The sequence below is a fragment of the Vicingus serpentipes genome (assembly GCF_007993035.1).
Classification (GTDB): domain Bacteria; phylum Bacteroidota; class Bacteroidia; order Flavobacteriales_E; family Vicingaceae; genus Vicingus; species Vicingus serpentipes.
On record NZ_VOOS01000001.1, the window covers coordinates 522,918 to 542,418 of the forward strand.

General features: G+C 31.2%; 16 protein-coding genes. 11 read left to right on the forward strand and 5 right to left on the reverse strand.

The features are described from left to right. Window positions 1-11 precede the first annotated feature (11 nt). Both FRY74_RS02345 and FRY74_RS02350 read right to left on the reverse strand, forming a co-directional pair. On the reverse strand, window positions 12-3,749 hold the full coding sequence (locus FRY74_RS02345; protein ID WP_147098228.1) for a TonB-dependent receptor: 3,738 nt from the start codon (window positions 3,747-3,749) through the stop codon (window positions 12-14). A 209-nt stretch (window positions 3,750-3,958) separates the two neighbouring features. After that, entirely contained in the window at window positions 3,959-4,207 is a 249-nt protein-coding gene (locus FRY74_RS02350; protein WP_147098230.1) for a hypothetical protein, read from the reverse strand. Between the two features lie 93 nt (window positions 4,208-4,300). On the opposite strand from FRY74_RS02350, the gene lpxK reads away from it, so the two are divergent. The 6 genes from lpxK (at window position 4,301) to FRY74_RS02380 (ending at window position 11,116) form a co-directional block, all read left to right on the forward strand. After that, window positions 4,301-5,347 carry a tetraacyldisaccharide 4'-kinase gene (lpxK, locus tag FRY74_RS02355; protein WP_170227923.1) on the forward strand — a complete coding sequence of 349 codons (1,047 nt, stop codon included), beginning with the start codon at window positions 4,301-4,303 and terminating at the stop codon, window positions 5,345-5,347. Beyond that, window positions 5,322-6,158, forward strand: coding sequence for a purine-nucleoside phosphorylase (locus tag FRY74_RS02360; protein WP_147098234.1), 837 nt, complete (start codon window positions 5,322-5,324; stop codon window positions 6,156-6,158). The genes lpxK and FRY74_RS02360 overlap by 26 nt, the downstream gene beginning before the upstream one ends. A gap of 6 nt (window positions 6,159-6,164) precedes the next feature. After that, on the forward strand, window positions 6,165-6,776 hold the full coding sequence (udk, locus tag FRY74_RS02365; RefSeq protein ID WP_147098236.1) for a uridine kinase: 612 nt from the start codon (window positions 6,165-6,167) through the stop codon (window positions 6,774-6,776). Window positions 6,777-6,783: 7 nt separating this feature from the next. Continuing rightward, window positions 6,784-9,822: a M1 family metallopeptidase gene (locus FRY74_RS02370; protein ID WP_147098238.1), complete on the forward strand. Its 3,039-nt coding sequence runs from the start codon at window positions 6,784-6,786 to the stop codon at window positions 9,820-9,822. A gap of 41 nt (window positions 9,823-9,863) precedes the next feature. Continuing rightward, window positions 9,864-10,613, forward strand: coding sequence for a UDP-2,3-diacylglucosamine diphosphatase (locus FRY74_RS02375; RefSeq protein WP_147098239.1), 750 nt, complete (start codon window positions 9,864-9,866; stop codon window positions 10,611-10,613). 116 nt (window positions 10,614-10,729) lie between these two features. Then, on the forward strand, window positions 10,730-11,116 hold the full coding sequence (locus tag FRY74_RS02380; RefSeq protein WP_147098242.1) for a DUF7793 family protein: 387 nt from the start codon (window positions 10,730-10,732) through the stop codon (window positions 11,114-11,116). A 75-nt stretch (window positions 11,117-11,191) separates the two neighbouring features. On the opposite strand, the gene FRY74_RS02385 is transcribed toward FRY74_RS02380, so the two are convergent. Continuing rightward, complete coding sequence (locus tag FRY74_RS02385; protein WP_147098244.1) at window positions 11,192-13,453, reverse strand: TonB-dependent receptor; 2,262 nt, start codon at window positions 13,451-13,453, stop codon at window positions 11,192-11,194. Window positions 13,454-13,555: 102 nt separating this feature from the next. Here FRY74_RS02385 and FRY74_RS02390 point away from each other — a divergent pair, with 102 nt between their 5' ends. Genes FRY74_RS02390 through FRY74_RS02405 form a run of 4 tightly spaced genes read left to right on the forward strand, consistent with a single transcriptional unit; the run spans window position 13,556 to window position 16,962 of the window. Continuing rightward, a complete protein-coding gene (locus tag FRY74_RS02390) occupies window positions 13,556-14,215 on the forward strand; it encodes a metal-dependent transcriptional regulator (protein ID WP_147098246.1) in 660 nt (219 codons plus the stop codon). A gap of 1 nt (window position 14,216) precedes the next feature. Continuing rightward, a complete protein-coding gene (locus FRY74_RS02395) occupies window positions 14,217-15,044 on the forward strand; it encodes a ZIP family metal transporter (RefSeq protein WP_147098248.1) in 828 nt (275 codons plus the stop codon). Window positions 15,045-15,064: 20 nt separating this feature from the next. Next, window positions 15,065-15,514 (forward strand): SsrA-binding protein SmpB, encoded by a 450-nt coding sequence (smpB, locus tag FRY74_RS02400; protein WP_147098251.1) that lies wholly within the window; start codon window positions 15,065-15,067, stop codon window positions 15,512-15,514. Window positions 15,515-15,528: 14 nt separating this feature from the next. Beyond that, window positions 15,529-16,962 carry a hypothetical protein gene (locus FRY74_RS02405; RefSeq protein ID WP_147098253.1) on the forward strand — a complete coding sequence of 478 codons (1,434 nt, stop codon included), beginning with the start codon at window positions 15,529-15,531 and terminating at the stop codon, window positions 16,960-16,962. Between the two features lie 2 nt (window positions 16,963-16,964). Here FRY74_RS02405 and FRY74_RS02410 read toward each other — a convergent pair whose 3' ends face one another. Together FRY74_RS02410 and FRY74_RS02415 are read right to left on the reverse strand one after the other, a co-directional pair. Next, window positions 16,965-17,804 carry an alpha/beta hydrolase family protein gene (locus FRY74_RS02410; protein WP_147098255.1) on the reverse strand — a complete coding sequence of 280 codons (840 nt, stop codon included), beginning with the start codon at window positions 17,802-17,804 and terminating at the stop codon, window positions 16,965-16,967. Window positions 17,805-17,817: 13 nt separating this feature from the next. After that, window positions 17,818-18,186, reverse strand: a complete 369-nt coding sequence (locus tag FRY74_RS02415; protein WP_147098257.1) for a hypothetical protein — start codon at window positions 18,184-18,186, stop codon at window positions 17,818-17,820. A gap of 85 nt (window positions 18,187-18,271) precedes the next feature. Here FRY74_RS02415 and xerA point away from each other — a divergent pair, with 85 nt between their 5' ends. Beyond that, window positions 18,272-19,420, forward strand: coding sequence for a site-specific tyrosine recombinase/integron integrase (gene xerA, locus FRY74_RS02420; protein ID WP_147098259.1), 1,149 nt, complete (start codon window positions 18,272-18,274; stop codon window positions 19,418-19,420). Window positions 19,421-19,501 lie beyond the last annotated feature (81 nt).

Sequence of the window (19,501 nt, forward strand, 5' to 3'; positions counted from 1 at the left end):
TATTTTCTATCTTAAAAATTTAATTGTAAACCTAATCTAAATCTTCTTGGAAGAGAGAAATTACTAGGATCTTCAACTTTTACTTTATATAAATCTCTAAAAGCTTCTTCATCTACATTTGTTGCTATTAATTGTTGCCATTCAGCCGCTGCTAAATAACCATCATCATCAGCATTACCAGTAGCAGAATATACTCCTAAAATATTTTTAGTGTTAAGAACATTTAAGATTTGTAGGTACACATTTAAATAAGCTTTAGTTCTTTCTTCGCCTTCTCCTTTACCCCATTTTAAATCAATGTTTTTATCCAATTTAATATCTACTGTTTGAGTCCATGGTAATCTATTACCGTTTAATGAACTTTCTATTGGAGAATTAACAGCTCCAGTTATTACTGCGCTATTTACAATTCTTGAAGTTTTAGTATAAGGTGTACCTGAATTAGTTCTAAACACAACATTTAAACCTGTATTTGAAAATAAGTCTTTTCCAAATACAACTGGTCCATTGTAATTTTTACCAGCTCCATATCTGTAATCAGCAGAAAGAACAATTACATGTCTTTGATCAAAGCTTAATGGCAACAACGTTCTTAAGTTACCATTACCTGATGATACTAAGTTTAATGATGATGTTGTACTAGAACCAGTTCCATCAGCAAACTGTAATGTATAAGCAGCTCTTAACGAAATATTTCCTTTTCTTCTTAGGTCATAACTAAAAGTCATCCCTTTAACTGTACCAAAATCTTTATTACCATATGATAAATAACTTTTTGGATAAGCACCAATAACTTGAGTTATTTGAACCATGTCTTTTAAATCACGGTAAAAACCTGCAATTTTAATTGCTGAATAATTATCAATTTTTTGTTGAAATCCAAGTTCAAAATCAACAGTTTTTTCAGCTTTTAAATCAGGATTGTTAATAGAATTACTTGTTTGTTGAATTAATAAATAATCAATTAATTGTAAACTACTATTAGATGAAGGTCTTTGCGTTAACACATCATAATGAGCGAAAAACAAAGCTTCATCAGAGATAGGGAATGAAAATGCAATACGAGGAGAAATGTTTATTTCTGGCTCATAATCTACAAAAGACTCTCCATCTAAATCTGTAAACGCTAAATCATCATTTGGATCAACCAACCAAGGAGCAGGAGTTCCAGTTGAACTTAAAACAGAAGGATCTGTAATTTCTTTACCTTCTTTGTTATACCAAACATCACCATCTCTATATCCAACAATATCATTAGTTGTAGGGTTACCCGCATCTGTTACATAAACTACAAAGTCTTCTCCAATATTAGAAGGTAAATCAGAAATATTACCAACCTCTGCAACTGTTTTTACAGGGAATAATGAATACTTATCCTTTAATACTGGTTGATTTGCATCATATCTATCAATACGGACACCTACATTAAAGATTAGGTCTTCAAAAGCAAACTTATCTTGAATATAACCAGCCATATAAATAGGTTTAAATGCTCCAGCCTCTCTTGTATAATTTCCATTTTCTTTCTTAGTAAAGAAATCATCTAAAGTAGGATTGCCAGATAATTTTTTACCTGTATAATCATATCCGTAATAGTTAATACCATTTTGGCTATAGTTATTAAATAAATCATCTGGAGTAAAATCTTCAATAGACCATACATCACTTCCATAAGAATCAAAATCTATATAGTCAGTTCCAGTTTGAGCCAAACCTAATTTCTCTCTAATATTTTTATCAAATTGTGTTTGACCTTCACCATAATAAGATTCAAAAGTATATTGAGCAATTGTATCAAGACCAAAGCCATTAGGAACATAAGTTTCTCCAACTGTATAATTACCTTCTCTAAAATCTCTATTATCAATATGAGTATTTACTAAACCTCTACCAGTATTCCATAAAGCACCTGGTGCAATAGAATATTGACCAACAACTCTTTGTTCATATTGAAAACCTAATTTAATAGCATGACCTTTTATTTCAGCACTACCAGCAGTAGTAATTCTCAACTGATCCGATGATGTAACAGAATAATTATTGTACTGTCCACCCATTGATGACCATAAATTATAAACTGAAGCAGCACCAGTATTACCATTAAGTAATCCACCACCACCTTCTACTTGAATTGGTCTTTCCCAGTTTCCAAAAGGATCGTTAGCATAAGCATCATAGTAACTTTGAGTATAGTTAGCTAAGATTGGGTTAATATCACCAGCTTGAAATTCATACAATGTAGTTGTAGCAGTAGAAAGAGAACCAAATGCTGTAGAGTCAGAACCATCTCCAGCCAATAAATTATTACCATTAGCATCTTGAGGAGTAAAAGCTTCTTGATTGTATTGATCTTGTCTAGTAGAAGTAAACCTACCTACATAACCATAATCAGATAAACGATCTTGATGCCCTTCATCTTGAACTACCTGATGAACATTTGAATAATCGGCTTGTAAAGAAATGAATGCATTTTTAATTAAAGAAGAACTCTCTTCTGAATCATTATTTTCAAAACGTTGAGTAACTCTAGCATAAGCTCTCCAGTTACGATCAATAACTTGAGGATTGTTTTGAGAATTGAATAAAGCGTAGCTTCTAATATAAGCATTTCTGTCATTATAATCAAAAGTACCACCAAACGTAACGGTTGTATTTTTAGTAGGTGAAATATCTATCTTACCAGCTAAATTCATTCCTCTAGCTGCAACATTTTGACGAAATTTAATAGCTTCTAAATCATTTGCTTTTACATACGATGCATTATTAATAATACCTCCACCATCATCAAATGATCTTGTATATGGGTTAGCATTTAACTCATCCATAACATCATTATTAACTTTATAATTATCAATTGCAGAAGGATTTGGATCAACTTGATGTTTAAACTCACCCGAAATAAAGAAACCTGCTATTGCATCAGTCTTTTCACCTTTATCATTTTTTCTAGTTAAAATAGGTCCAGCCAAATTAAATCCTAAAAGATTAAATCCAAACTTATCTAATCCAACGACATCATCACCATTTTTAAATCCAGAAGTTAAATATTCTAATCCTCCAAACCAATCTTTCGAAGCTCCTCTTGTAGTAATACTTACAACACCACCAGTTGCATCTCCATATTCTGCAGGTAAACCACCAACAATAACATTAACTTGCTCAATTGCTGCTTTAGGTAAATTTGCATTACCTCTAACTCTAATACCATCTATATATGTATCTGTACTATTACTTCTAGAACCTCTAATATTATAAGAACCATCTTCATTTACTTGTACACCACCAACAGTAGCTGCTATATCAGAAGCAGAACGACCCGGCATTTTATCGATTGATTCACGAGTAACAGTTCCTCCACTCGAAGTTTGATCCTTGGAAATCAAAGGAACTTCATATTCAACAACTTCAAATACATCCATATCAATACCCTGACCAGCTTTAACATCAGCAAATGTTATTTTACCATCATTAACAATAACACCAGCTAGTTTTATTGGTTGGTAACCTACGTAAGAAGCTTGAATTGTATAAGAACCTGGCGTAAGAGCAGAAATAGAATAATTCCCATCAAAATCAGTCATGGTTCCGGCAACTTGTGCTCCACCTTTAAAAACAACAACATTAGCAAAAGGAAGAGGCTCATTAGTCACCTTATCAATCATTTTACCTTTAATTGTCCCACCTGATTGCGCACTTGCAGCTAAGCTAAGTACAACAGTAAACATTAAAAAAGCTAGTCTTTTCAACATATTCAATAGTTTAATCTTTAAAAAAATTTTGTCTCGTGCAAATAAGAGGCGTAAAGATATGTAATAAAAATCTTGTTAACCAAATTTCTTTAATGTAAACTTATTAAGAAATTTTAAGATTTATTAACATAAATTAACTAACGGTCGAAATATTAGGTATTTCGCATAGAAAATAAAACATTTAAAGGAAAAAGAAAAAAAAAGGAATTTTAACGATGTCCACCAAATTCATCTCTACTATCGTCGTCATCTTCATTATCATCACCACCAACAACTGTTTTTGTAGTTCTTGCAGTTTGAGAATTTAAAGAATTATCAATTACGATAGCATTAATATCATCACTCCCTAAACTAGAAGAAGGGACAGGTTCACCACCTTTAGTACAAGATGATAAAGAAAATAACACAATAAAAATTGGTGTTAATAATCTTAATGATATGTTTGAAAGTAATTTCATTTACAAACAAATATACGAAATAATTTATATTCATTATTTTTATTATAATAAAATTTTAATTTTACTTCTACTTTGATTCGTATTCTTAACATATTGCTTTACCCCATATCTATTATATATGGTATAATTACTTTTCTTAGAAATAAATTTTATGATTGGAGTATATTTAAATCAACTGAATTTGATTTACCTGTAATTGTTGTAGGAAATTTAAATGTAGGAGGTGTAGGTAAAACACCACACATTGAATACTTAATAAGGTTACTTAACAATTATAAACTTGCTACTTTAAGTAGAGGCTACAAAAGAAAAACTTCTGGTTTTATTTTAGCCAACAATAATTCTGATGCATCAACAATTGGCGATGAACCAAAACAGATTCAAAATAAGTTTCCTGATATTACAGTAACAGTTGATGAAAAAAGAGTTAATGGAATTGAACAAATTAAAAGTTTAGTTCCTGAAACCCAAATTATATTACTAGATGATGCTTACCAGCATAGAGCAGTTAAACCAGGAATTAATATTTTAATTACAGATTATAGTAAACTATATATTAATGATACTGTTTTACCTTCTGGTAGATTAAGAGAATGGTCAATTGGAAGTAATAGAGCAGATATTATAATTGTTTCTAAATCTCCATCCGTTTTATCTCCTATTGATATTAGAAGAATAAAGACTGACTTAAACCCAAAACCTTATCAAGAAATATTTTTCTCTTACACAAAATATGGAAAACTATCTTCTTTTAAAGATACTTGTAAAAATTTAACCTTCCCTCCTGCTGATATTAATTCAGTCTTATTAATTACTGGGATAGCAAAACCAGACGCTTTTTATTATTATATAAAAGATAATTATCAAAATATAGAACATTTAGCTTTTGGAGACCATTATCTATTTCAAAAAGAAGATATTGAAACTATAAAGACTAGTTATAAAAATTTATATGGTAATAATAAAGTAATAATTACAACAGAAAAAGATATAATGCGATTATCTTTGCCCGAAATTTATAACGAATTAAAAGAACTTCCTATTTTTTATATTCCAATTGAAATTTGCTTTCACGGAAACGATAAAGAAGAGTTTGACAACAAAATATTAAAGTATGTTACAGCAAATTCAAGAAACTAAACTTTTTTTAACTGAAAAAATTACAACAATTCCAAAAGTAGGGATTGTTTTAGGTAGTGGGCTTGGCAACTTAGCCTCAGAGATTGAAGTTGAGCACCAATTTGGATACAATGAAATTCCAAACTTCCCTACTTCTACTGTTGAAGGTCATTCTGGAAAATTAATATTTGGTAAAATAAATAACATTCCAGTTGTAGCTATGCAAGGTCGTTTTCATTATTATGAAGGTTATTCGACCAAAGAAACAACCTTTCCCTTAAGAGTTATGAAAGCCTTAGGAATAACTCATTTAGTTTTAAGTAATGCTAGTGGTGGCGTAAACGAAAATTTTGAAATAGGTGATATCATGTTAATCACCGATCATATTAATTTATTTCCTGACAATCCTTTAAGAGGAAAAAATATTGATGAATTAGGTCCTCGTTTTCCTGACATGAGTGAACCATACTCGAAAGAATTAAACAATAAAATAATTGATATTGCAGCCGAAAACAACATTAAACTTCAACAAGGTGTTTACGTTGGTTTATCCGGCCCTACCTACGAAACTCCAGCAGAATATAAATATGTTAAAATTTTGGGGGGAGATGCTGTTGGAATGAGCACAGTTCCTGAAGTGATAGTTGCTAATCATATGTCACTTCCATGTGTTGCTTTATCAATAATTACAGATTTGGGCGTTCAAGGTAAAATTGTTGAAATAAGTCACGAAGAAGTTCAAGAAATTGCTGGAGCTGCAGAACCAAAAATGACGTTAATTATAAAAGAATTGTTAAGCTCAATATATTCGTTAAGTTCAACTACTAATTAAAACAAAATGATAGTAATAGGTATAGCTGGAGGTACAGGTTCCGGAAAAACAACAGTTGTAAATAAAATAGCTGGTTTTATTCCTGAAGAGAACGTAGCTATTTTAATGCAAGACTCTTATTATAATGATAATCACAATTTAAGTTATGAAGAGCGAACCAAAATAAACTACGACCATCCTAATTCAATTGATTTCGAATTAATGTTAAGTCATATTAAGGCTTTAAAAAATAAAGAAACTATTAACCAACCTATATATTCTTACACTACTCATTCAAGAACAGAAGATTACGCTGTTATTCATCCAAAAGACATTTTGATTGTTGAAGGTATTTTAATTTATACTAATGAAGAGCTTCGTAAATTATGTGATATTAAAATATTTGTTCATACCGATTCTGACTTAAGATTAATTAGAAGAATAAGAAGAGATATTACCGAAAGAGGAAGAGATGTTGAAGAAGTTTTAAATAGGTATGAAAAAACACTTAAACCAATGCATAATCAATTTATCGAACCTACAATGAAATATGCTGATTTAATTATTCCTGTTGGTGGTGAAAACAAAGTAGCTATTGATATTTTAGCATCTATGATTAAAGAAAAAATTAGTAAATAATTTAAGTGTGAAAACAATAAATTTCATAACACTTCTTTTATTATGTCCAATTACTATTTTTTCACAACAAACTAAAAAACCATACTTCCAGCAAACAGTTAACTATGCTATTGATGTTGAATTAAACGATAAACTTCATCAATTAAATGCATCTGAAACAATTGAATACACTAATAACTCACCTGACAAATTAGAGTATATCTATTTTCATATTTGGCCAAATGCTTATAAAAAATACAATACAGCGCTAGGTAAACAAAAACTCGAAAATGGTGAAACACGCTTTTATCACGCTAAAGATGAAGAGCTAGGATTTATTGACGGTTTAAATTTTACCTCAAAAGGAAAAGTTTTAGAATGGGAATATGATTTTAAAAACGAAGATATTTGTCGCGTTTTTTTAGCTGAAACACTTTTACCTGGAGAAACGGTTGAAATTTCAACTCCTTTTAGTGTTAAATTGCCTAAAGGCATTTTTTCAAGATTAGGACATATGGGAGAATCATATCAGATTACTCAATGGTATCCAAAACCTGCTGTTTATGATAAAGATGGTTGGCACCAAATGCCTTATTTAGACCAAGGTGAGTTTTATTCAGAATATGGAACCTTTGATGTGAAAATTACTTTACCTAAAAATTATATTGTTGGAGCAACTGGAGATTTAATAAATGGAGAAAAGGAATTAGAATGGCTCTCACTAAAAGCCATAGAAACAGCAACTAAAATTGAAACTTTTGATGATACCGATTTAGCTTTCCCTTTATCAAACGACACATTAAAAACACTAAATTACCATCAAGAAAATGTTCATGATTTTGCATGGTTTGCAGATAAGCGTTACCATGTTTTAAAAGGAGAAGTTGAATTGCCTCACAGCAAAGAAAAAGTGACTACTTGGGCAATGTTTACAAACAACGAAGCTTACCTCTGGAAGAAAAGTATTGAATACTTGAATGACGCTATTTATTATTATTCTTTATGGAATGGAGATTACCCTTACAAGCAAGTAACTGCAGTTGATGGCGCATTAAGTGCTGGGGGAGGAATGGAATATCCAAACGTAACTGTAATTGGAGAGTCAGGAAATGATTTTGGTTTAGAAACTGTAATTATGCATGAAGTTGGACACAACTGGTTTTACGGTATTTTAGGTTCAAACGAACGTGATCACCCTTGGATGGATGAAGGCTTAAATTCACTAAACGAAAACAGATATATTGAAACTAAATATCCAAATGCTAAATTATTACCAGTTGATTCAGGTATTACTCCCCTACTTCGGTTTTTTGATTTAGCAGATTATAAACATAAAGCTAGTTATGAATTGCTTTACACAACAAATGCTCGATTAAATAAAGACCAAGCAATTGAAGAAAAAAGTGCCAACTATACTTCCATGAATTATGGTGGTATTGTTTATTCTAAAACAGCAATTGTTTTCGATTACTTATTAGCCTATTTAGGCGAAGAGATTTTTGACAAATGTATGCATCATTATTTTGACGAATGGAAATTTAAACATCCTCAACCACAAGATTTAAGAGCAATTTTTGAAGAAGAAACTGGCAAAGATTTATCTTGGTTTTTTGACGATATTATTAAAACAACTAAAAAAATAGATTATAAAATCACTACGACAAAAAAGGACACTTCAAATGCTGAAAATATACTCTTAAAAGTAAAAAACAATGGCAAAATAAATGGACCTTTTTCAGTTTCCGGAATTAAGAATAATGAAATTGTTCACACCCAATGGTATGAGCCTATTGGCAACAAAAAGCTCCTCACTTTTAAAAAAGGCGATTATAGTCATTTTAAAATTGATGCTAATCTTGACATCCCTGAAATTAACCGTAAAAATAATACGTTAAAAACCAAAGGGCTCTTTAAAACTATGGAACCTTTTCGTTTGCAACTTATGGGGAGTACTGAAAACCCTAATAAAACCCAATTGTTTTTTACTCCTATTGCAGGATGGAATACCAACGACAATTTTATGTTAGGGACAGCTTTTTACAACTCAACAATTCCGAGTAAAAAGTTTGAATATGTAATCGCACCATTATATGCTTTTGGTTCAAAAAACCTAAACGGATATGCAAATGCGTTTTACCATATTATGCCAAACAGCTTATTTCAGGATGTTGCCATTGGAATAAAATCATCTTCGTTTAGTTATTTAAATTTTAACAAACCTAATAATGATGAAATACAAGCTTTAGAGTATTACAAAATAGCTCCACAAATTAATTTTGAATTCAAGAAACGTAACCCTCGTCAATTTAATTCTTTTAATATTAATTATCAGTTTGTGAATATTATTGAAGAAGTAGCGAATTATGACAGAGATGCTGATGGAAATGCCTTTTACACATTAGATTTTGAAGATTATTACGTAAATAATTTATCGTTTATTTTAAAGAGTAAACATCCAATAAATCCATTTTTAGTAACTGTAAATACCCAACAATCTACTAATTTTGTAAAATTAAATTTAGAAGCCAATTACCGTTTCGCTTACCGTAAGCCAAAAACCGGATTAGACATCCGATTATTTGTGGGTCGATTTTTATATAACAACAATGCTTCTATTAGGTTTAATTATAATTTAAGTGGTAATTCTGATTATATGTATGATCACATTTTATTGGCTCGTAATACAACAGATGGCTATTTAAATCAACAAGCAATGATAACTGATGGTGGCTTTAAAAACTATACCACTATCCCTTCTGCTAATAAATGGCTAAATGCCATAAATATTAAAAGTACATTACCTCTTCGTTTTATCGGATTATATGCTGATGCTGGATTATCTGGCTATACTGCAAGAGATTTTAAAGGAAATGAAGTTGACGAAGTTTCTAACGTTGCTTACAATTTTGGTGCAACTTTAATTGTTGTTCCAAATATCTTTGAGATTTACTTTCCTATTAAAATGTCGAGCGAATTAAACCAATTAAAATACAGCGAAAAAATTAGATTCTCACTCAATTTATATACCATTAAACCGTTTGAAATGGTTAGAAATTTAGATCTTTAGTCAGAATTTTGAATTTTATTACATTCGCAGTACTAAATTTTATGCCAGAAAAAACTAAAATATACTTTGCTTCCGATTTTCATTTAGGCGCTCCTAATTACGAAAAGAGCCTAGAGCGAGAAAAGCTTATTGTTACGTGGCTAGATGAAATAAAACATAATGCTAAAGAAATATTTTTAGTAGGCGATTTATTTGATTTTTGGTTTGAATACAAGCATACTATCCCTAAAGGTTTTGTTCGTTTACAAGGTAAAATTGCTGAGTTAACCGATAGCGGAATACCCATTACACTGTTTACTGGTAACCACGACATGTGGATGTTCGATTATCTTCCAAAAGAATTAGGTGTTACATTGCACCGAGGCAACATAACAAGAGAATTTAACGGAAAAAAGTTTTTAATTGGACATGGCGATGGTTTAGGACCAGGTGATCACGGATATAAATTTATAAAAAAGGTTTTTGCTAATAAATTATGCCAATGGGCTTTTGAACGCATCCACCCTAACTTTGGGCTAGGAATAGGCAACTATTGGAGCAGTAAAAGTAGAAAAGTAAATGCTGGTAGTGATGAAATATTTTTGGGAGAAGAAAATGAATGGTTAGCCATTTATTGCCGTGAATATTTACAAAAAGAACACATTGATTATTTTGTGTTTGGACACCGCCACTTACCATTAGAAATAAAACTAAACGAAAACTCGACCTATTTTAATTTAGGCGAATGGATTAATTATAACTCTTTCGCCGTATTTGATGGGGAAAAGTTAGAGATAAAAACTTATAAATAAATTTATAGTTTGAATAATTACACCAAAGTAATTTTTTGATTTTATTAAAAATTGTAAAAAAAGCTAATATTTATACACCAATTAACGACACATTAATTAACTTTATCTGTTAAATAGTGTTTTTCGTCGAAATGCCTTTAATTGAACATAATAAATTTTCCATAGATTTAATTGACAATAATTTTATATCTCTTGTTATTAATGAAGGTGAAACTATTGAAGCTGAGGATATTCATGAAATATATGCTGGGTATAAGCTCTTAGTTGGTGAAAATGATTATGTAGTGGCTGTTTACGCTAATCCTTTTTCTTCAATGTCTAAAAAAGCACGTGAAATTGCTGCAAATGAATACTCTTCTCCTAAAAGAAGAAAAGTCGCACTCATATCAAATAATCTTTCACACGTAATTATTCTAAGTTTTTTCATGAATGTAAACAGACCAAAAACTCCAATCAAAATTTTTAAAAATGAAGCTGATGCTCATGCTTGGCTTAGAACTTAATAAATACAATAATAACAAGCGACTTCCTTTCTAACAAAACCCTAACAGTTTTAAAAGGACAACTTAAACACAATACTATTTCAAAAAAGTATATCTAATTCCAAAAAACCCTCTTATTCCTTGATTTGAAGCATAAACGTAAGTGGGGTCAAAAGTATATCCATTTGGGTTATTGATTGGGTCGTTTACATTTTTATCAAAAGGGTCTTCTGGTCGTAAAATAGAATAAGCCGGAGGTGTAAAGTTTAAGATATTTTTAACTCCACCATAAACTTCCCAGCCTTTTTTAAAGGTTTTAGTTACTTGTATATTTTGTATGCTGTACCAATCCGAATATGCTGGTCTAAAATCGTTTTCAACCAAAGGTAATTTCATTGGACCGTAAACATTGCCATTATAATCTATTTTTATGTTTGCCTTTTGTAAATGATAAGCCACAGAATAGGTTCCTGATACTTTTTCGGTTAACAATTGTTCCTGTCGCTCTAACTTTCCTTCTAGGTTTTCTTCCATTTGGTAAACATCTAAAAATGTACCTCCTACTTTTATATTTAATGGAATAGAAAAGTTAATCCCTAAATTAAAACTACCTCCACGTGAAACCGCATTTCCATTTAAGTTTTCATAAATAATTTGTTGAGGGTTTGTTTCATAATCAGGAGCAATTTTGTTGGTAAAATAAGTGTAAAATAAAGCTCCATCAAAATTGATAAAACCAAAACCAGTATTAATAAATTTTTGATAAGCTAAGTTTACATTATAACTTTGCTCTGGCTTCAACGCACCAAAAACAACTACTTCTCTAGCCCCTGTTGTTGCAGCATGGTCTTCAGTAAATAAATTAACAACACGATAGCCCGTTCCAAAACTTAATCTAATTATATTATTATCGTTTACACTCCATTTATAATTTGCTCTTGGTGTTAAAATACTTCCATGTCTTGAATCATAATCATATCGTAATCCCAACAACAATTTGTTTTTCTCATTTAAACTGATTTCATCTTGTAAAAACACTCCTGGTAATAAATAGTTTTCTGGCTTATTTGTTCGATTTATCGTGTCCGATGAAAAAGTTGCAGAAGTATTATCATCGTAATAATTGTAACGTAAAGCAGTTCCTAAAACAAAATTATGTACATCCATTATGGTCTTGTCCCAAAACAACTGACCAAACGCAATATTTTGCTGAGCAATATAACTTGTGTTGCCATACCTAGAATCTTGATTATGATTAGACAATGAAAAAGAGGAAATAATAGTTTCTTTAACTGGCATATGGTATTTACCAATTAACTCAAATCTACTTGTATAAATTGATTCGCCATACAAGCTATCTCCACCTCTAAATTCTGGTGTCCAATCCATTTCTCCACCCCATCTATCTTCATAAATATAGCGTAATCCAATAGATGCTTGTCTATCATTTTTTCGCTTAAAACTCCATTTGTTAAATAACGATATTCTGTCTTGTAAAGTAACATCCGTAAAATTATCGCCATTGTTATCTTTCGGAATTGAATAATTAAAATAATTTAAACCTAGCATTGACGAAACTTTTTCATTCAATTTAAACTTAACCGACACATCTGTATTGATTTCTCCCCATGTTGTCCCAAAAACATCAATTGAAAAATCAGGTGCACGATCGGGAGACTTCGTAATTACATTAATCAATCCTCCTACTGCTTCTGAACCATATAAAGTTGAAGCTGGCCCTTTTACCACTTCCATTTGTTCTATCATACTATTTGGAATTCCATTTAAGCCGTAAACAGAAGCCAAACCTCCAACTATAGGCATTCCATCAATAGTAACCATAGTATATGGTCCTTCCATCCCATTAATATGAATATCGCCTGTATTACAAACACTGCAGTTAATTTGTGGTCGAACTCCATTTACAATTTGTAACGATTCAAATAAAGCTGGAGTTGGGTTTTTCTTAAAATAAGCAGGCGTATAAACTTCTATTGGAACTGCCGATTCCATAATAGAAACTTCTTTTAAAGTTCCCGTAATTACCACTTCATTTAATTGAGATGTAGAAGATTCTACATTTACATTCAATTTTAAATTATCGCCATTTTTAACAGTTATATTTTGCTGATAACGCTTAAAACCTATTGCACTAATTTGTAGATTATACATTCCAGGCTTAATATCTTTCAACTCAAAAAAACCTTTTTCGTTAGTCGAAGTCCCATAAACTGTTCCAGCCAACCCAACATTAGCAAATTCAATAATTTTATCTTTTGATGTTAAAACACCTGATATACTGGCATTTTGAGCAAACAAAAAACTAGAACTTAGTAAAAGTGAAATTAAAATCTTCATTAACAATTAATAAAAGGCAAATCTAATATAATTTTTAGACAACTCTAAAAATATATTTACATTAATATTGAATAAATAATTACCTTTGTAAAAAAATAAGCAATGAATTCTTTTACAGAAGAAAATTATTTAAAGGCTATTTTTAAACTAAGCAAAGGAAAAACGGAAGTTTCTACCAATGCTGTAGCAGCAGAAATGGATACAAAAGCATCTTCTGTCACGGATATGCTAAAAAAATTAGCCGATAAAAAGCTAGTTAATTATGCACCCTACAAAGGAGTTAACTTAACTGAAACCGGAAAACAGATTGCCATTTCTATTGTTAGAAAACACCGATTATGGGAAGTTTTTTTAGTGGACAAACTAAATTTTAAGTGGGATGAAGTTCATGACATTGCTGAGCAATTAGAACATATTCAAAGCAACGAATTAGTAGAGCGATTAGACCATTTTTTAGAAAACCCAAAATACGACCCACATGGCGATCCAATACCTGATAAAGATGGAAATATAGCTAGACATAAAGAACTAACCTTAGCTGACCTTAATATCGGTGAAAAAGGGGTTATTGTAGGTGTTAAAGAACATTCTAAAAGCTTTTTAAACTATTTAGACCAACTAAACTTGGTTTTAGGAACTGAAATAGCTGTAACTGATAAAATAGAATTTGATAATTCAATGTCGTTAAAAATAAATAAAAAGTCTACTTCAACAGTATCGAATCAAGCCAGTAAAAATTTATACATTAAAAAAATAAACTAAAATGTTAGATCAAATTTTATCGTTTTTCGAATCGGTAGATAGTCCTGTAACCCAAGCCGTTTACGCAACCCTTTTTACTTGGGGACTTACTGCCTTAGGTGCTTCGTTTGTGTTTTTCTTTAAAACCATGAATCGGGCAATTTTTGATGGAATGCTTGGTTTTACTGGTGGTGTAATGGTTGCTGCAAGTTACTGGTCTTTATTGGCACCAGCTATTGAGCTTTCAGAAAATGCTGGAGGAATACCATGGGTACCAGCTGCTTTAGGCTTTGCAGGAGGAGCTTTATTCTTATTTGGTTTAGACAAAGTGATGCCTCACCTACACATCAACTTTAAAAAAGAAGAAGCTGAAGGTGTAAAAACAGATTGGCATCGTTCTACTCTACTAGTATTAGCAATAACTTTACACAACATACCAGAAGGGCTAGCTGTTGGGGTGTTGTTTGGAGGTGTCGCGGCTGGATTTGATGGCGCTACCCTTGGTGGTGCTGTAGCTCTAGCAATAGGTATTGGTATTCAAAATTTCCCTGAAGGGATGGCTGTTTCTATGCCTTTAAGAAGACAAGGTTTATCTCGTTGGAAAAGTTTTAATTACGGTCAACTTTCTGCAATTGTAGAGCCAGTTGCTGCTGCGTTTGGAGCTTGGGCGGTCATGACATTTCAACCAATACTTCCATACGCTTTAGCTTTTGCAGCAGGAGCAATGATTTATGTAGTTGTAGAGGAAGTTATTCCGGAAACACAACGAGACAGATACACAGATGTAGCTACACTTGGATTTATTGGCGGGTTTATCGTTATGATGGTATTAGATGTTGCTCTTGGCTAAAAAAGTACTAATTTTGAGTTGTGAGTAACGATATCAACATAAAAAACAAACGTGCAAGTTTCGAATATGAATTTATTGAAACGTTTACTGCTGGTATTCAATTAACTGGTACTGAAATTAAAAGTATTAGAGCTGGTAAAGCCAGTATTATTGAGGGATATTGTTTTATAAAAAATGGTGAATTGTTTATTAAAAACATGTACATCGCCGAATATTTGCAAGGAACTTACAACAACCACGATCCCAAAAGAGACAGAAAGCTTTTGTTAAACAGAAGTGAGCTTGACAAGCTAACCAAAAAGAAAAAAGATGTTGGTTTAACCATTATACCTCTCAAAATATTTATTAATAAAAATGGTTATGCAAAACTAAACATCGCTTTAGCAAAAGGTAAAAAGCTACATGATAAACGCCAAGATTTAAAAGCAAAAGACGATAAAAGAGCTATGGATAGGGCTTTAAAACATTAATTAACCCAACTTTAATGCAACTAAAATCCCTACTATTTTTAATATCATGTTTACTTTATAGCATTTCATACGCCCAACTTTCTGGGACTAACCGAACAGATGTAATTAACGAAGACAACATTTTTTTAGATGGAGTTATTTCTGATTATTATACAGGAGATAACATTTCTGGAGTTAAAATTACTGCCACAGTTAACGGAAAAAGTTTTGCAACCGGAACATCTGATGGTAAAGGCGAATATAAAATGGTATTGGAATATGATAAAGAATATACCATCACCTACTCTAAACCTGGTTTAATTAGTAAAATTATCATTATTAATACTGCTGGTGTTCCAGATATTAAACGCCAACGAGTACCCGATATTAGTGCAGAAATAACACTTTTTAAACCCAACGATTGCATTAAAACTCCTATGCTAGACAAGCCCATTGGTAAAGCAAATTATTTTGCCGAAAAAAATGTTATTGAGTGGGATATGGTTTATTCTAGACCTAAACTTTCTGCCGTAAACGAGATGTTAGATGAGTGTGCTGAAAAAATAGCAGAACAAGAATCTGCTTATAACGAAGCCATAAAAGAAGCAAACAAACTATTCTCAAAAGAGAACTGGGAAGAAGCTAAAAAAGCCTACGAAAATGCCTTAACTATATTTCCAGAAAAACCAGAACCTAAAGAAAAAATTAACTTAATAAATACAGAACTTAACAAAAAAGCGGAAGCTGAAAAAGCTAGAGCTGAAGAAAAAGCTAGAGCTGAAGCTGAAGCTATTGCAAAAGCAGAAAAAGAAGCTGCTGAAAAGAAAGCCGAAGAAGAAAAGCTAGCTAAGGAAAAAGCGGAAAAAGAAGCTTTAGCGAAAGCTGAAGCTGAAAAAAAAGAATTAGAAAAAGCTGCTTTAGCAGCCAAAAAAGCTGAAGAAGAAAAATTAGCTAAAGAACAAAAAATTGCTGAAGCAAAAGCAAAAGAAGAAGCATTAGAAAAAGCTAAATTAAAAGAAGAAGCTGAAGCGAATAAATTGGCAGAAGAAAAAGCAAAAGAAGAAGAAAAAGATGCTTTAAATAAAGCTAAAGAAAACGAAAAAGCAAAAACACTAGCTAAAGAGGAAGCTGAAAAAAGAGCAGAACAAGAAAAAGAAGCTTTAAAAGAAAAAGAAATTGCAGAAAAACGAGAAAAAGAAGAACGATTAGCAAAAGAAAAAGCAGCAAAATTAGCAGAGAAAGCCGAAAAAGAAAGAGCCGAAAATCAGGTAATTATATCAGAAAAGAACGAAGAAATAAAACAAGAAATTGTAAAACAAGCTATCACTGAAAAAAGCAAACCAGCCCAACCAAAAGGTAAAGGTTCTATTACGATTAAAGGAAGTAACAAAGGAAGACACCTTTATACTAAACCAAACAAATACCGATACGGTAAAGGGCCACGACCTCAAAAACACATTGTGTTTTAGTATTATTTAAAAAACTGAATTGTTTTTTCTAATACCAATTTCACATCTGCTGGAAACCCACTTTCAATAAAAGGATGAGATGCTCCAAAAACATGATCAGCATCTTCAATAATGAACAATTCGGCATTCGAATTCCACTTCGCTAAATTATGTGCTTCAGTTACATCAACTGCCTTATCGTTTGTTCCATGTATAATTAAATGAGGAAAATCGATTTTTCGTGCTGCATTTTCAATCGTTAAGCGTTCTTTATTATTTAATGTATCTTCTACAAACTGATAATACATTGGCATTTGTTGTTTGGTTCTTGCATTTTCAACATAAATTACACCTTGCTCTTTCCAAAATTCTAATTGCGATTCTGGTATACGATTAATTAAATCAGCTACAGCAGCCCAGGTTACCAATTTTTTAATTCTCTTATCTTCCGATGCTGAAATCACACTTATTCCTCCACCTCTACTGTGCCCAATCAAATAAATTTCTTCTGTATTAATTTCTTCTGCAGGTATATGCTCATTATCCTCAATCCAATCGGTAACCGTTCGTAAATCATCTAATTCTTTGGTGTAATTGTTATTACCAAAAGCTTCTAAATCGGGGAAATCGATTGGCTGCTCAACCGTTCCGCCATTGTGAGAAAAATTAAACTTTACAAACACAAAATCGTTCTCAATAAAATGCTCCATCACTTTATTAAAATGACCCCAATCTTTAAACCCTTTAAATCCATGAGCAAACAATATAACAGGCTTTTTTAAACCATTATTTTTAAAACCATAATCCAATAAAATTGGTTTGTTGTATTTACTTTGTATTATATTGTTTAATGATATTCTCATATTATCTTTTTTATTAATTCATGTATTCTTGCCACTGTACCAAAACATATTTTACTTTATCGCCTTCTTTTTTTTCTAAAAATCCATACTCGTAACAAAATAAATACACATCTCCTTTTTGGTTTTTCCAATAATTAGAAAAATATTTAGGGTCGAAGCCATCTTTTAATAAAGCTGCTTTACGTACTACAGATTTTCCAGATTTATTGTAATTTTTTAGTAATCGCCTATTCAACTTTAGTTGCTTGTCAATTTTTCTAAACAAATTATCTTCTTTTTCAATATCTTTTTGATAATGATAAGATGATTTGCAGTAAGGAGTGCAAAATATTTTATCTGACCTCCCTTTTACTTTTTCTCCACAATTTGGGCATTTCTTCATAATCGTATTTTAAACGTTTAATAGACGTATAAATATATGGTTAAATTTTATTATGATTTAACCATCAACTATATTTAAAAATAAAATGAACGCTAATTTTAATAAAAATATAACCTTAAAACACTTACTTATTAATAATGAGAAACAAATTGGAATTAAATTTTACCCTGACAAACTATTGCAAACAGTTATAAAAGGCTTACCTAATGTAAAATGGAGTAATGAATTTGGGATGGCGTATATTAAAAATAACCCTAACAATTTAAACCTCATTTTTAATGATTTTAAAGGCTTGGCTTGGATTAACTGTGCTAGCTTTTTCCCTAATAATAAAATAAAAACCAACAATAGTCCAGTAAAAGTTAACGACTTTAGAAACAGAGAATTACCGTATGATTACAGAAAATGCCCAGAGGAATATTTACAAAAACTAGAACTTAAACAATATGCTTTAAGTACTGCAAAAACATACATTAATATGTTTGAGCGGTTTATTAATCATTATAAAAACAAAGAATTAACACATGTAAATGAAAACGATATAAGAACTTATTTACAGTTGTTAGTGCAACAAGAAAAATCGCACTCTTACATCAACCAAATGATTAATAGCATTAAATTTTATTATGAAGTAGTACTGGAAATGCCAAACCGATTTTATAGCGTAGAACGACCAATAAAAAAAGAAAGTTTACCAAAAGTAATTAGCCTTGAAGAGGTTCAAAATATTATAAACAACACCAATAATATTAAGCATAGATGCATTGTTAGTTTATTATATTCGGCAGGGCTTCGTAGAAATGAATTGCTAAATTTAAAGCTAGAAGATATAGATAGTAAACGCATGGTAATTACTATTAAAAATGGAAAAGGAAATAAAGACCGACAAACCATATTGAGCGAAACAGTTTTAGCAGATTTAAGAAGCTACTATATAGAATGGAAACCAAAATTGTTTTTATTTGAGAGTCCAAATGGAGGGAAATATAGTCCTGAAAGCGTTCTTAAAATAATTAAAACTGCCGCTAAAAAAGCAGGAATAAGAAAAAACATTACACCACATATGCTCCGACATAGTTTTGCCACCCATTTATTAGAAAACGGAACAGATTTACGTTACATACAAGTATTACTGGGACATAACAGTACAAGAACTACAGAAGTTTACACTCAAGTTGCGATAAATAATATAAAAGCAATAAAAAGTCCGATTGAATTACTAAATTTGAGTTAAACACATAGTGCGAATAAACGTACCGGTACGTTTATTCGGTTGTTAGGCGCAATGTAACAAAACTACTAACTTTTCGTCTTC

Coding starts and splice junctions, on each gene's coding strand:
- FRY74_RS02390 (WP_147098246.1), top strand. CDS start 13,556: ATGAATTCTTTTACAGAAGAAAATTATTTAAAGGCTATTTTTAAACTA.
- FRY74_RS02350 (WP_147098230.1), bottom strand. CDS start 4,207: ATGAAATTACTTTCAAACATATCATTAAGATTATTAACACCAATTTTT.
- FRY74_RS02410 (WP_147098255.1), bottom strand. CDS start 17,804: ATGAGAATATCATTAAACAATATAATACAAAGTAAATACAACAAACCA.
- FRY74_RS02415 (WP_147098257.1), bottom strand. CDS start 18,186: ATGAAGAAATGCCCAAATTGTGGAGAAAAAGTAAAAGGGAGGTCAGAT.
- FRY74_RS02385 (WP_147098244.1), bottom strand. CDS start 13,453: ATGAAGATTTTAATTTCACTTTTACTAAGTTCTAGTTTTTTGTTTGCT.
- xerA (WP_147098259.1), top strand. CDS start 18,272: ATGAACGCTAATTTTAATAAAAATATAACCTTAAAACACTTACTTATT.
- FRY74_RS02360 (WP_147098234.1), top strand. CDS start 5,322: ATGTTACAGCAAATTCAAGAAACTAAACTTTTTTTAACTGAAAAAATT.
- FRY74_RS02375 (WP_147098239.1), top strand. CDS start 9,864: ATGCCAGAAAAAACTAAAATATACTTTGCTTCCGATTTTCATTTAGGC.
- FRY74_RS02345 (WP_147098228.1), bottom strand. CDS start 3,749: ATGTTGAAAAGACTAGCTTTTTTAATGTTTACTGTTGTACTTAGCTTA.
- udk (WP_147098236.1), top strand. CDS start 6,165: ATGATAGTAATAGGTATAGCTGGAGGTACAGGTTCCGGAAAAACAACA.
- FRY74_RS02395 (WP_147098248.1), top strand. CDS start 14,217: ATGTTAGATCAAATTTTATCGTTTTTCGAATCGGTAGATAGTCCTGTA.
- FRY74_RS02405 (WP_147098253.1), top strand. CDS start 15,529: ATGCAACTAAAATCCCTACTATTTTTAATATCATGTTTACTTTATAGC.